Below are 13,290 nucleotides of genomic sequence, written 5' to 3' on the forward strand. Positions count from 1 at the left end.
CGGAGTCTTCGGTGGATGAGGGACACCGAACACTCCGCCCATGTCAGTAGCTTACCGGCGATCCGAGACCGAGCTCGGAATCCATAAGCAATTCTCAGCTTCCGACATTTCGGACCCGGATATTCCGCTCAACGGACGAGCACGGCGATCTCGGCCGCCACCAAGTCGCCGTTGATCGCGATCGCGGCGGCCGAGCCCGCTCCCGCGGCGGAGATGACCTGAGCTGCCGGATTGCTGACGTTGCCCGCGGCCCACACACCCGGCACGCTGGTGCGTCCGGTGGCGTCCGTCGCCACCCAGCCGCCGTCGTCGAACGCGCAGCCGAGCGCGACCAGCACTTCGTCGTTGGCACGGAAAGTCGGCGCGACGAACATCGCGGCCCTCGGTATCGCCCGCCCGTCGGCCAGTTCCACACCGCGCAGCCGGTCGTCCACCACGAACCGGGCGACCCGACCCTCGAGCAGCCGGACGCCGCGAGCGTCCAAGTGGGCGCGGTCGTCGTCGGACAGGGTCATCGTGTTCGCGAAGAAGACGACGTCGTCCGACCACTGGGGCAACAGCAGCGCCAGGTGCACCGCGCGGGCCGAGGCGCCGGGCTCCGGCCCGCCGAGCACGCCGATCGGCTGGTCCCGGACCTCGTAGCCGTGGCAGTACGGGCAGTGCAGCACGTCACGGCCCCACCGCTCGCGCACTCCGGGCAGCTCCGGCAGTTCGTCGCGCAGCCCGGTGGCCACGAGCACGCGACGAGCCCGCAGCGCTCCGCCGCCACCGAGCCGCAGCGTGTGGTCGGCCTCCCCGGTGCGCTCGGCGCCGACGACGACGTCATCGATCATCTCCGCGCCATAGCTCACGGCCTCGGCGGCCCCGCTCGCCAGCAGTTCCGCCGGTGGCATCCCGTCCCGGGACAGAAACCCGTGCATGTGCTCGGCAGGCGCGTTACGCGGCGCGCCGCCCCTGACCACCGCGACGCGCCGCCGCGCCCGGGCCAGGACCAACGCACCGGACAATCCCGCCGCTCCGCCGCCCACGATCACCACGTCATATGTCTCGCTCATCCGCGATCACCTCCATGGATACCGTGCCACCCGTCCCACCGATTCAGCAACTGATGTTGCCAAAATCGGGAAGTCGCGGTGCACTGGTGACATGTCCACACCACCGGCTGTCGCCCAAGCCCTCGCCGATATCGGGCCCCGGCTCAAAGCGCTGCGCACTCGCCGCAACGTCACGCTCACCGCGCTGGCCGAAAGCACCGGGATCTCCAAGAGCACGCTGTCGCGGCTCGAGTCCGGTCAACGGAAGGCCAGCCTGGAACTGCTGCTGCCGATCGCGATGGCCCACCAGGTGCCCTTGGACGAATTGGTGGCCGCGCCCGCGATCGCCGATCCGCGAGTCCACACGACGGCGTGGAAGATGAACGGGCTCACCATTGTTCCACTGACCCGGCAGCCGGGTCCGCTGCAAGCGTTCAAGATCATCATCCCACCTGAGCGCGGCGAACCCGACCCCAAGGTGCACGAGGGTTTCGAGTGGCTCTATGTACTGTCCGGACGACTGCGGCTGGTGCTCGGCGAGCACGATCTGGTGCTCGGCCCGGGCGAGGCCGCGGAATTCGACACCCGTCAACCGCATTGGTTCGGGAGCGCGGGCCGAGGGCCGGTGGAAATCCTGAGCCTTTTCGGGTCACAGGGCGAACGAATGCATCTTCGCGCGCGGTCGGCGGGCCGGAAGCGCGCGTGACCCATTCATGTCCAAAATGTCCATTATTGCCAAAACGTGAATTTTCCGGACCCTGGAAAGGGTGAATACCCCAGGCGCTCCTCCCCCCGTGAATCCCCAAGAAAAACCAGGGTTTTCCCGGTTGCCGAACAGGCGTCGGCTGCGGACGCTGGGAGAGGTGAACCCCCCGCTGGAGGCGTACGCCCCCGAACCCCGGCTGCCGGTCCTCGTACCGGAGACGCTGCACGATCTGCGCGGTCGGACGATCACGGAGATCCGGTATCCCGCCGCGGCGGCGCTGGTCGTCGCGGGCGTCCCCGGCGCGGGCAAGAGCACCGCGCTGCGCAAGTTCTTCGGCGCCGACGCGGCGGCCACCACGCCCTCACGCAATGCCGCCGGGGTGCTGGTGCTCGACTCGATGCAGGCGCGTAATCGCTGGCGGCCCAAGCTGTGGTGGCTGCCCTACCAGCTGTGGCGCCCGCTGGTGCACGTCGCGCACTTCCAGGCCATTCGCACCGCGTTGCGGGAGGCAGGCGGCCCGGTCGTCATCCACGACTGCGCCACCTTCGGATGGGCGCGCGCGCTGATCGCGCGCTGGGCGGCGGATCGCGAGCTGCACCTGCTCATGCTGGACGTGCCCGCGGCGGTGGCCCGCGCGGGCCAGCACAGCCGCGGCCGGCGGATCAACCACGTGGTCTTCCGGCTGCACGTGCGGCGCTGGCGGCGACTGATGCGCACCGTGGCGGCGCAGCGCCGGTCGGCAGACCGCGCGTCCCGATCGGTGGTCATCGTCGACCGCGCGGCCGTGAACGACCTGCAGTACGTGACGTTCGCCTGACCGGACGCCGCCGCGGTCAGGGCACCAGAACGGTCAACGCCGCCGGCACCGCCCGGACCGTGATCGGCAGCGTGCCCGCCGGTTCGCCGTCCGCGGTGGCGGGCGCGCCCGCCGCGGTGAGCGTGACGGCCGCGGCGCGGAACTGCTTGACCTCCGGGTGATTCTGCCGTTTGCCCGCCGACAGCGCGGGCAGCAGGCGCAGCATCTCCGCGCGCGACAACGCGCCGACCACGGTCAGGTCGAGCAGTCCGTCGTCCATCAGCGCGTCCGGGCAGATCAGCATGCCGCCGCCGTAGGTGCGGGTGTTGCCGACCGCGACCATGACCGCCTCGGTCGCCAACGCCGAGCCGGCGCCGGGGTTGGTCAGTCCGTCGGTCACCGCGTCCACCAGCTCGACCCGGTAGGGCACGGTGAAGCGTCCGGAGATCTCGGCCAGCGCGGCGACGGTGTAACGCAGTCTGCCCTTCGGCCAGCGCATCTCGTTCGCGCGCAGGGTGACCCGCGCGTCGAATCCGGTACCCGCCACCGTGGCGAACCACATCGGCGGGTCGGACGACTCGATGCGGCCGAGGTCGATCGTCCTGGTCCGCCCGCACAACACGAGCGAGGCGGCGGCTTGCGGATCGTCGGTCGGCACGCCGAGTTCCCTGGCCAGATCGTTGCCGGTACCCGCGGGAATCATGCCGAGCGCCACCCCGGTCTCGGCGACGGCCGGGAGGGTCACGTTGATCAGGCCGTCGCCGCCGACGCACACCACGGCATCGGGTCTCGCACGCCCGGCGATCGAATCCCGCACCTGCCGGACTGTTTCGGCGGCCGAGGGAGCGCATACCTGCGTGACCTCCGCGCCGCCCGCGCGGAAGCGGGCGATCGCGACGCTCGCCGCGTCGCCTCCCCTGCCGTGCCCGGACCGCGGATTGGTCACCACGGTGATCTTGCGCACCGGCGAGTAGTCGTTCACGGCACCAGCTTTCCGGGGTTCAGGATGCCCGCCGGGTCGAGTTCGGCCTTCACCGCGCGCAGCACGCGCACGCCTAGATCGCCCACTTCGTCCGGCACCCACGGACGATGATCGGTGCCCACCGCATGGTGGTGGGTGATGGTGCCGCCCGTGGCGACGATGGCGTCGCCCGCGGCGCGCTTGGCGGCCTGCCACTGGGTCAGCGGGTCGTCGAGCTGCTTGGCGACGACGGTGAAGTACAGCGACGCGCCGGTCGGATAGGTGTGCGAGATGTGGCACATGACCAAGGGCGGAGTGCCCTGCGCGCCGAGCGAATCGGTCAGCGCCGCGGTGACCTTCGCCTTCAGCGCGCTCAGATTCGACCAGGTGGTGGCGGTCTCCAGCGTCTCGCAGAGCACGCCCACGTCCAGCAGCGCGTCGCGCAGGTACGGGGCGGCGAAACGACCGTGCTCCCATTCCCGGGCCGGTGTCTCCCCCAAGGACGCACCGCCGGCGGCGGCCAGCACGGCGGCCGCTTCGGCGCTGCGTGCGGCGACATGCGCCGCGCTGCCCTCGTAGGTGGTGACGGCCAGGCACCCGGCCACGGGGTTGCCGCCGATATCGCCGGAGCGGGCGAGATTGATCCCGGTCTCCGCCTCGTCGGACAAGCGGAGCACGGTGGGCGCCGCATCCGCCTGCACTACCGCACGCAACGCGGCGGCGCCGGTCACGAAATCGGGGAACGCCCACGCTTGGTAGGCGACGGTTTCCGGAACCGGATGCACCCGCAGCGTGACCTCGGTGATCACGCCGAGCGTGCCCTCCGACCCGACGAACAACTCGCGCAGGTCCGGCCCCGCCGCCGAAGCGGGCGCACGCCCGAGTTCGAGCGTGCCGCTGGGGGTGGCGATCTTCAGCCGCTGCACCATGTCGTCGAAGCGGCCGTAGCCCGCCGAGGCCTGGCCGGACGACCGTGTCGCCGCGAAACCGCCGAGGGTGGCGAACTCGAAACTCTGCGGGAAGTGACCGAGGGACAGCCCGTGCGCGCCGAGCAGTTCCTCCGCGCGCGGACCGGTCACGCCCGCACCCAGGGTCGCGGTGCCGCTCACCGGATCGACCTCGGTCAACCCGGCCAGCCTGCGCAGATCCAGGGCGATCACGGTGTCGAAGCGTCCGCGTAGGGGATCGACGCCGCCGACCACGCTGGTACCGCCGCCGAACGGCACCACCGCGACGGCGTGCCGCGCGCAGTAGGCGAGGACGGCGAGGACCTCGTCGTGATCGGCCGGGAAGACGACGGCGTCCGGCGCGTCCTGCGGCCCCTCGGCCCGGCGACGCAGCAGATCGGGCGTGCTCTTCCCGCCGGCGTGCCGCAGCCGATCGCGATGGTCGGCCGACACGTTGCCGGGACCGACCACCTCGACCAGCCCGGCTCGCCGCTCGGGCGTCAGCGCCGATTCGCGCAGTGGCACGTCGCCCTCGTCGCGGCGCGCCACCGGGTTGCCGGAGACCCCGAACACCTGCGTCAGCAGACCGCGGATCCGTTCCGAAAGTGGCTGGTGACCAGCCACGATGCCCCAGGCATCCCAGACCATACCCGCCGCCGATTCGCCCGGACCGGTCTTCGCCGACAGGGCCGGATCGCCATCGGTGCGCTGCTGCGTGTCCACCATGCGTTACAGTTTGACATATACTGTCAAGCAGTAACGAATATCAGGATGAATCCTCCCTGGCCGACGCCTCGCCGCCGGCCGCTCGACCCCGGTGGTGACGCTTTGACCGCTCCCGACACCTCCGCCGAGCACCTCTCGGCGACCGACCTGGCGATCCTGGACGCCGCCCGCGCCTGCGTGGAGGAGTTCGGCGTACGCCGCACCACGCTCACCGAGGTGGCGCGGCGGGCGGGCGTCAGCAGGCCGACGGTCTACCGGCGCTGGCCGGACACCGGCGCGCTGGTCGCGGAATTGCTGGTTCGCGAGCTGCGCGGGATCGTGGCGGCGACCATGCCGTCGGCGGGCAGCGCACGCACCAGGCTGGTCGAGGGCTTGGTCGCCGGAGCGGCGACGGTGCGGATGAATCCCTTGTTCGGCAAGATCTTCCGCACCGACACCGACCTGATGCTCACCTACGTCTTCGGCAGGCTCGGGCGCAACCAGCGCGCGCTGATCGAGCTGTTCGCGGCGGGCATCCGAGACGGCCAGCGAGACGGCTCCATCCGCGCGGGCGATCCGGAGCGAATGGCCACCATGCTGCTGCTGATCGCCCAGTCCGCGGTCCAGTCGGCGGGCACCGTCGCGCCGCTGCTGGCGGGCGAGCACCTCGACGCCGAACTCCGTCGCGCGATCGACGGCTACTTGGACGATCGCGCCCGCGACACAGCTGAAGACGCCGCCCGAGCGCAGTCGTGAGCAGTACCCGCTCCGGCCGTTCCCGCTGGATCCGAAAGGCATTGTGATGAGCACTGAACCGGTGCGTACCGGAGACTCCGCGCTGAACGCCGCGCGCCGCGCCGCGGATCTGTCGCGGCTCGGCGACGGCGCCGAGATCGACGTCTTGGTGATCGGCGGTGGCGTCACCGGCGCGGGAGCCGCGCTGGACGCGGCCGCCCGCGGACTGCGGACCGTGCTGGTGGAACGCCACGACCTGGCGTTCGGCACCAGCCGATGGAGCTCCAAACTGGTGCACGGCGGCTTGCGGTACCTGGCGAGCGGCCGGGTGGGCATCGCCCACGAGAGCGCGGTGGAACGCGGCATCCTGCTGCGCACCACGGCGCCGCATCTGGTGCGCCCGCTGCCCCAACTGGTGCCGCTGCTGCCGAATGTCGGCACGACGCAAGCCGCTCTGGTGCGCGCCGGTTTCGTGGCGGGCGATCTACTGCGGCGCGGCGCGGGCACGCCCGCCGCGCTGCTGCCCCGGTCCCGGCGCGTCGCCGCCGCGGAAGCCGTGCGACTCGCACCGACCGTGCGGCGGGCGGATCTGCGCGGTGGCCTGCAGGCATGGGACGGGCAACTGGTCGACGACGCGCGCTTGGTCGTCGCACTGGCGCGCACGGCGGCGGCGCACGGCGCACGGATCCTGACCCGCGTCGAAGCGCGCGAGGTGACCGGGCAGTCGGCGACCCTGCGCGACACCCGCACCGGCGAGACGCTCACGGTGCGACCGCGCACCGTGGTGAACGCCACCGGCGTCTGGGCCGACCAGGTGGACCCGAGCATCCGGCTGCGCCCGAGTCGCGGCACACATCTGGTGTTCTCCGCCGAGTCCTTCGGCGGCCTCAGCGCTGCGCTCACCGTCCCGGTGCCCGGCAGCATCGGCCGCTTCGTGTTCGCCTTCCCCGCCGCGCACGGCCGGGTCTACCTGGGCTTGACCGACGAGGACGCGCCCGGCCCGGTGCCCGACGAGCCCGAGCCCACCGGAAGCGAAATCGATTTCCTGCTCGACACCATCAATCCCGCCCTGCGAGAGCCGTTGACGCGCGACGACATTCGCGGCTCGTACGCCGGATTGCGCCCACTGCTGCAGACCGCCGACGACAGCACGGCCGACATCTCCCGGCAGCACGCGGTGCTGCGTTCCCCGACCGGGGTCGTCACCATCGTCGGCGGCAAGCTCACCACGTACCGGAAGATGGCCGAGGACGTGATCGACGCCGCGGTCACGCACGGTGGTCTCGCCGCGGGGCCGTGCCGCACCCGGCGGCTGCCGCTGGTGGGCGCGGTCTCCGGCGCGGCACGCGACCGCATCGATGCCCCACCCGTGCTGATCGAGCGGTACGGCAGTGCGGCGGCCGACGTCCTGGCCGCGGCGCGGCGCGATCCGGCGCTCGCCGAGCCGGTCGCGCCCGGAATGGATGTGCTGGCTGCCGAATTCGCCTACGCGGTGTCCCACGAGGGAGCGCTCGAGGCCGGGGACCTGCTGGATCGGCGCACGCGCATCGGCTTGGTCGCCGAGGATCGCGCCGCCGCGGCGGCCGCGGCCGCGCGCGCCCTCGCCTGACCGCACCGCCGGTTCAGTCCATCGACCACTCGGACAGGTCGGCGCGCATGCACGCACGCGGCCATCGGTCGAGGCCGTGGGCCCGTTCGGCGGTACGCAAGGCGATCAGCCCCGGCGTCTCCTCGTCCGCCGCCAGGTAGCGGAAACCGAGCCGCTGGTAATACGGGCCGTTCCACGGCACCTCGGTGAAGGTGGTCAACGTCATCGCGGGCAGTTGCGCGGTCGCGGCCCATCGGGCGGCCTGGTCGAGCAAGCGTTTGCCGATCCGGCGGCGGGCGTGGTCGGGATGCACCGAAACCTGCTCGATATGGGCGTTTCCGTCGATCACGCCCACGATCAGGTAGGCGATCGGCGGGTCGGCGTCGCTCCAAACCCAGGCGCGCCCGGCCTGCTGGAACTCGCGCAACGTCGCCTTCGAAGGCGGTTCGTCGTCGGCTACGGCCGTCATGCCGACGTCCGCGAACGGCTTGCCCGCCGCGCGTTCGATCTCTTGCAGCACGGGTAGGTCTTCGGTCGTCGCGGGCCGGATCACCCGCCCATTGTGCAGCGGCACACCTGACGCATACCAGCGAATTTCACTCCGCCGGCGTGGCGAGGATGCCGCTGATCAGCACCTGCACCGCCCAGGCCGCGCGTGCGTCGCCGTCACCCGACAGCAGAGCCTCCCGCATGGCCACGACGGTCGGATAGCGGTCGACGGGCAGTTCGGCGAAGCGCCGCTCGATCGCCGCGAGGTACTCCTGTTCGCTGCCGCCGCCGGTGTCGTGCTTGCTCTGCTCCGCCGCCGCGGCGGTGATATGCAGAAAGAGCAGGTCCACCGCCCACGACGCGGTGCGGTCGTCCAATCCCGCCTCGACCAGCGCGCCGAGCATCAGTTCCACCAACCGCACCGCGTTGGGACTGCTCGGGATCACGCCGAGCGCGACGAGCGCCAGCCCCTCGTGCCTGCTCATCGCGGCCACCATGGCGTCGGCCAGTGCGGTGAGCCGCGTCCGCCAACTCGCCCCGGCCGGCTCCGGAACGGTGCCGAGGACATGGTCGAGCATGGCGGTCATCAGGTCGTCGCGATTGGCGACGTACACGTACAGCGAGGCCGCGCCGGTGTCCAAGTCCTGCGCCACCCGGCGCATGGTCAGCGCCGCCGCGCCGTCGCGATCCAGGATGCGCAGACCGGTCTCGACGATCACCTCGCGACTCAGCGGAGCTTTGGCCGGGCGGGCCCGGCGGCTGACGGCTGCTGCGCTCATGGGCCGAGCATAACCAGGGACGAACGGTGTTCGGGTGATCGGCGCAAATCGGTGGTGCGAAACATACGGGATACCGAGACAGGGATCGGCCGTGGACCGATCAGGCCGTGGTGACGCAACGACTCGCCGAGACGCCGGCGCGACTGCCGGGCGCACCCTTTGTCGTCGCAGGGTCATCGCCGGGCGTACCGGCCCCGCAACTCGGATGTGCTGCACGCGCCACCAGATCGCGCCCGCGCGACCACTGCGATCTCGCTGACGCCAACCCGTCGGTTCAGCAGGGAGTTGGGCGGATCCGCGTCGGCTGTCCGGAGCCCGGGGCCGACCGACCACTCACCTTGAGCGCCAGTAGTGTCCACGAACCTCGAATTGTGACTTATGGCATAGCAGAAGCCTCCGGGCATGACCGTCGCCGACTGCGGAAAACACCACAACGCGCAGCTCACGGCCTTGGCGATGGCGAAAGCAACCGTTGGCGAGAAGGCGCACGCCCGAGCGTGATTGGAGAACCGGGCGGCGCTCCGAAGGATTCACGCATTCCGCTTCGCCATGCTCGCAGACCCCGGTTCGGTTGTCGCCGACGCTCTATGCTGGCTTCGGAATGCCGGTAGTGCGCCGGGAAGGAGGGCGCGGGTGCGCAGGAAACCGTCCACCGTGGGTGTCGCACCGGGCGACGGGCTCGTCGCTCGCTTCGGTGCGGTCGTCGCCTATCTCGGAGCCGAAACGACCTCCACCGACCGGATACTCGGCACCATCGAAGCCGTGGCCGAAGGGGAGCATCCCGGCGCCGCGCTGGCGCAACGGTTGGCGGCGGTGATCTTCGCCAGCACGGTCAAACCGCCGCCGTTCGGTGTGGTCGCACCGACCGACGACGGCTTGCTGATCCTGTTGCGCGGACCGGTGACCGCCGAGATCCAAGGCGCGGAGGGCACCCGCCGCCTCGACGGCGGGCGCGCGTTCACCTGGGTGGACGAGATCGTGCGCGAACCGGTGCGCCGCATCACGATCGGCGCGGACACGGGCACGCTGCCGACCGCGCTCCCCCGCACGGATCTGCGCGCCGGCGTGGTCCCCGGCGGCGGTTTCGTCATGCACGCCGCGGTGCGGCGCGCCGGGAAGACCGTCGAGCCGCGCACCTCCGAGCCCGCCGCACAGGGCGAACCAGATCCCACAGCGGCGGCCGGTTTCGCCGCGATGCCCGAACCGACCGGCGCCGCCGAGGCCGTCGCCCAGCCGAAGCCGGTCGCCCGGCCGACCGACTCGGCCCCGGTCGCCCGGCCGACCGACTCGGCCTCAGTCGCCCGGCCGACCGAGTCCGCCCGACTCCTGGCCAAACCGCGTCCGCCCCGGCCGGTCACCGATCGCCCGCTTGCCTGGTCCCAGGTGCAGCCCGCGCACGAACCGGTCGCTCCGCGCAAAGGTCCCGAGAACGGTGCGACGCGAGCCGCGCGCCCGGCCGCGCCGTCCGGCGACACGGCGATCGGTGCGCTGGTCACCGAGGACGGCGCGGCCTACCCGTTGAACCGCGCCTACGTCATCGGGCGCGGCCCGCAGGTGGACGAATCGGTGCGCGCCGCCACCGCCGCGCCGATCGTCATCCAGCGCGACCGCCACGTGTCGCGCGTCCACGCGTATGTGTCGGTCGACGGCGGCAAGGTGTACGTCCGGGACGCCGCCGCCACCTCGGGCACCTTCATCGCCGGCCCCGGCACCGATCAGTGGACCCGGATCAGCACGTCGCCGACCGAGCTCCCGCCGGGCTGGCGCGTCCGCATCAGCGAGCGGGTCCTCACCTATCGCGGCGACGAGCAGCGCACGGGCGCGGCCGATATCGCAGCAGCGCGCCGCCGATCCTGACCGCCGGCCGGATTCCTCCACCAACGAGGGCGCGGCGTCGGTCACCCGGTCCGGCGTCCACAGTGAGCGTCGTCGGTCGCCCGGATCGGTGCGACATACGCAGAGCACGGGCCGCACGCACCGGCCCGATGCCACATGCACAGAGCTTGGCCGTGGTACGCACCGCCCGATCGGATCGCGGTGGTGGGCATCCCTCCCGCGCGGTCGCGATGTCTCGGGCGACCATGGCGCGGCCCACATCTCCCCGCCCGAGCACGGCCACCCTGGGCAACGAACGGCCCCACTCGGGGCGGTGCTGACGCCCGCTCGTACGGTCCCCGCCCGCTTCGCGCCGCGCGGAGAGGACAATGGCGGCATGCACCGAAACGGACCGAGCCGTGACATCGACGAGTCCGAGCTGACGGTGACCCCGCCCGAAGAGCAGGCCGCGGGCGTCACCGCCGTGGCGGTGGCGCTGAAACGCTCGATCGAGGAGATGGGCGTCGTGCGCACCGCCCGCACCTTGGCTCGGGTCAATCAGGTGCACGGCTTCGACTGCCCCGGATGCGCGTGGCCGGAGCCGACCGGCCATCGCAGGCCCGCCGAATTCTGCGAGAACGGCGCCAAGGCCGTCGCCGAAGAAGCCACGCTGCGCACGGTGACTCCGGAATTCTTCGCGGCTCACCCGGTGGCGGAGCTGAGTGAGAAGTCCGGCTATTGGCTCGGTCAGCAGGGCCGGCTGACCCACCCCATCGTGCTGCGGCCCGGCGACACCCACTATCGCCCCATCGCCTGGGACGACGCCTATCACCTGATCGCGGAGACCCTGCGCGGCCTGGACTCGCCCGACGAGGCGGTGTTCTACACCTCCGGCCGCACCAGCAACGAGACCGCGTTCCTCTATCAGCTGCTGGTGCGCAGCTACGGCACCAACAACCTGCCGGACTGCTCCAACATGTGTCACGAGTCCTCCGGCACGGCGCTGTCGGGCTCGATCGGAATCGGCAAGGGCTCGGTCTCCATCGACGACTTCGCCGAGGCCGACCTGATCGTGGTCGCGGGACAGAACCCGGGCACCAACCACCCGCGGATGCTCAGCGCGCTCGCCGCGGCCAAGGCCGCGGGCGCCCGGGTCGTCGCGATCAACCCCCTGCCGGAGACCGGGCTGCTGGGGTTCCGGGATCCGCAGACGGTCAAAGGCGTCACCACCGGTGTGCCGATTGCCGACGATTTCCTGCAGATCCGCCTCGGCGGGGATATGGCCCTGTTCCAAGCGCTGGGCCGGCTGCTGCTGGAAACCGAGGATCGCGCCCCGGGCACGGTGGTCGACCGGGCGTTCGTCGACGCCCACTGCGCCGGCTACGCGGAGTACGAAAAGCACGTGCGCGGGGTCGATCTCGCCACCGTCGAAGCGGCCACCGGTTTGAGCCGAGCCGAGCTCGAGCACACCGCAGAGGTGTTCGCGGGCGCGAGCAACATCATCGTGTGCTGGGCGATGGGCCTGACCCAGCAGGCGCATGCGGTGGCCACCATCGAGGAGGTCACCAACCTGCTGCTCTTGCGCGGCATGATCGGCAAACCCGGGGCGGGGGTGTGCCCGGTGCGCGGGCACTCCAACGTGCAGGGCGACCGCACCATGGGCATCTGGGAGAAGATGCCCGCCGCTTTCCTCGACGCGCTCGACCGCGAGTTCGGCATCGCCAGCCCGCGCGAGCACGGCTTCGACACCGTCGCGGCCATCCGCGCCATGCGCGACGGACGCGCGAAGGTCTTCTTCGGCATGGGCGGCAACTTCGTCTCCGCCACTCCGGACACCGGCGTGACCGAGGCCGCGCTGCGCGGCTGCGCGCTGACCGTGCAGGTCTCCACCAAACTCAATCGCAGCCACGTCGTGCACGGTCGCACCGCGCTCATCTTGCCGACGCTCGGGCGCACCGACCTCGACCTCGCGCCCGACGGCGGCAAACAGCAGGTCTCGGTGGAGGACTCGATGTCGATGGTGCACCTGTCCACCGGACGGCTGAAGCCGATCAGCGACCAGCTGCGCAGCGAAGTCGCCATCGTCTGCGAACTCGCCAGGGCGCTGTTCGGCCCCGAGCATCCGGTCCCATGGGCGCGCTTCGCCCGCGACTACGACCACATCCGCGACGCCATCGCTCGCGTCGTGCCCGGCTGCGCCGACTACAACACCAAGGTGCGCGCCCGCAACGGCTTCCAGCTTCCTCACCCGCCCCGCGACGCCCGCGAATTCCGCACCGCCACCGGCAAAGCCAACTTCGCGGTCAACGAGCTGAGCTGGCTGCCGGTCCCCGCGGGCAGGCTGATCCTGCAAACCCTGCGCAGTCACGACCAGTACAACACCACCATCTACGGTCTCGACGACCGCTACCGCGGCATCCACAACGGCCGCAAAGTGGTGCTGGTCCATCCCGACGACATCGCCGCGTTCGGTTTCCGCGACGGCGATCTGGTCGATCTCGTCTCCGAATGGACCGACGGCACCGAACGCCGCGTCGAGGGCTTCCGCCTGGTCCCCTACCCCACCCCGCGCGGCAATGCCGCCGCCTACTATCCCGAGACCAATCCCCTCGTGCCGCTGGACCACGTCGCGAAACGCTCGAACACACCGGTCTCCAAGGCGGTCACTATCCGTCTCGAGGCTGCACCGGCATGAGCGGTCAGGCCCGGAGGCGGCAGCGCAGCGTAACCACGCA

Annotated in this window: 11 protein-coding genes; 6 read left to right on the top strand and 5 right to left on the bottom strand. The window is 71.2% G+C overall.

The features are described from left to right. Nucleotides 1-128: 128 nt before the first annotated feature. Nucleotides 129-1,055, bottom strand: a complete 927-nt coding sequence (locus tag GVY64_RS23725) for an NAD(P)/FAD-dependent oxidoreductase (RefSeq protein WP_159845340.1) — start codon at nucleotides 1,053-1,055, stop codon at nucleotides 129-131. A 91-nt stretch (nucleotides 1,056-1,146) separates the two neighbouring features. On the opposite strand from GVY64_RS23725, the gene GVY64_RS23730 reads away from it, so the two are divergent. Together GVY64_RS23730 and GVY64_RS23735 are read left to right on the top strand one after the other, a co-directional pair. Then, nucleotides 1,147-1,740: a helix-turn-helix domain-containing protein gene (locus tag GVY64_RS23730; RefSeq protein WP_159845344.1), complete on the top strand. Its 594-nt coding sequence runs from the start codon at nucleotides 1,147-1,149 to the stop codon at nucleotides 1,738-1,740. 157 nt (nucleotides 1,741-1,897) lie between these two features. Beyond that, complete coding sequence (locus GVY64_RS23735; RefSeq protein WP_236567098.1) at nucleotides 1,898-2,557, top strand: AAA family ATPase; 660 nt, start codon at nucleotides 1,898-1,900, stop codon at nucleotides 2,555-2,557. A gap of 16 nt (nucleotides 2,558-2,573) precedes the next feature. Here the strand turns inward: GVY64_RS23735 and GVY64_RS23740 are convergent, their stop codons facing one another. After that, nucleotides 2,574-3,518 (bottom strand): YegS/Rv2252/BmrU family lipid kinase, encoded by a 945-nt coding sequence (locus GVY64_RS23740; RefSeq protein WP_159845347.1) that lies wholly within the window; start codon nucleotides 3,516-3,518, stop codon nucleotides 2,574-2,576. Beyond that, nucleotides 3,515-5,092 carry an FAD-binding oxidoreductase gene (locus GVY64_RS23745; RefSeq protein WP_159845463.1) on the bottom strand — a complete coding sequence of 526 codons (1,578 nt, stop codon included), beginning with the start codon at nucleotides 5,090-5,092 and terminating at the stop codon, nucleotides 3,515-3,517. The genes GVY64_RS23740 and GVY64_RS23745 overlap by 4 nt, the downstream gene beginning before the upstream one ends. A gap of 180 nt (nucleotides 5,093-5,272) precedes the next feature. Between GVY64_RS23745 and GVY64_RS23750 the strand changes: the two genes are divergently transcribed. Beyond that, complete coding sequence (locus GVY64_RS23750; protein ID WP_236567100.1) at nucleotides 5,273-5,905, top strand: TetR/AcrR family transcriptional regulator; 633 nt, start codon at nucleotides 5,273-5,275, stop codon at nucleotides 5,903-5,905. A 46-nt stretch (nucleotides 5,906-5,951) separates the two neighbouring features. Then, nucleotides 5,952-7,493 carry a glycerol-3-phosphate dehydrogenase/oxidase gene (locus GVY64_RS23755; RefSeq protein ID WP_159845355.1) on the top strand — a complete coding sequence of 514 codons (1,542 nt, stop codon included), beginning with the start codon at nucleotides 5,952-5,954 and terminating at the stop codon, nucleotides 7,491-7,493. Nucleotides 7,494-7,506: 13 nt separating this feature from the next. Here GVY64_RS23755 and GVY64_RS23760 read toward each other — a convergent pair whose 3' ends face one another. Beyond that, the gene (locus GVY64_RS23760; protein WP_236567102.1) at nucleotides 7,507-8,046 is read right to left on the bottom strand and encodes a GNAT family N-acetyltransferase; all 540 of its coding nucleotides are present in this window, start codon (nucleotides 8,044-8,046) and stop codon (nucleotides 7,507-7,509) included. Nucleotides 8,047-8,068: 22 nt separating this feature from the next. Continuing rightward, nucleotides 8,069-8,740: a TetR/AcrR family transcriptional regulator gene (locus GVY64_RS23765; protein ID WP_159845359.1), complete on the bottom strand. Its 672-nt coding sequence runs from the start codon at nucleotides 8,738-8,740 to the stop codon at nucleotides 8,069-8,071. Nucleotides 8,741-9,373: 633 nt separating this feature from the next. On the opposite strand from GVY64_RS23765, the gene GVY64_RS23770 reads away from it, so the two are divergent. Together GVY64_RS23770 and GVY64_RS23775 are read left to right on the top strand one after the other, a co-directional pair. Then, complete coding sequence (locus tag GVY64_RS23770) at nucleotides 9,374-10,597, top strand: FHA domain-containing protein (protein WP_159845363.1); 1,224 nt, start codon at nucleotides 9,374-9,376, stop codon at nucleotides 10,595-10,597. Between the two features lie 355 nt (nucleotides 10,598-10,952). After that, nucleotides 10,953-13,250, top strand: coding sequence for an FdhF/YdeP family oxidoreductase (locus tag GVY64_RS23775; RefSeq protein WP_159845366.1), 2,298 nt, complete (start codon nucleotides 10,953-10,955; stop codon nucleotides 13,248-13,250). The last annotated feature ends 40 nt before the right edge of the window (nucleotides 13,251-13,290 follow it).

This window comes from Nocardia sp. CY41, assembly GCF_009829325.1.
Taxonomy (GTDB): domain Bacteria; phylum Actinomycetota; class Actinomycetes; order Mycobacteriales; family Mycobacteriaceae; genus Nocardia.

Coding starts and splice junctions, on each gene's coding strand:
- GVY64_RS23725 (WP_159845340.1), bottom strand. CDS start 1,055: ATGAGCGAGACATATGACGTGGTGATCGTGGGCGGCGGAGCGGCGGGA.
- GVY64_RS23730 (WP_159845344.1), top strand. CDS start 1,147: ATGTCCACACCACCGGCTGTCGCCCAAGCCCTCGCCGATATCGGGCCC.
- GVY64_RS23745 (WP_159845463.1), bottom strand. CDS start 5,092: ATGGTCTGGGATGCCTGGGGCATCGTGGCTGGTCACCAGCCACTTTCG.
- GVY64_RS23755 (WP_159845355.1), top strand. CDS start 5,952: ATGAGCACTGAACCGGTGCGTACCGGAGACTCCGCGCTGAACGCCGCG.
- GVY64_RS23765 (WP_159845359.1), bottom strand. CDS start 8,740: ATGAGCGCAGCAGCCGTCAGCCGCCGGGCCCGCCCGGCCAAAGCTCCG.
- GVY64_RS23775 (WP_159845366.1), top strand. CDS start 10,953: ATGCACCGAAACGGACCGAGCCGTGACATCGACGAGTCCGAGCTGACG.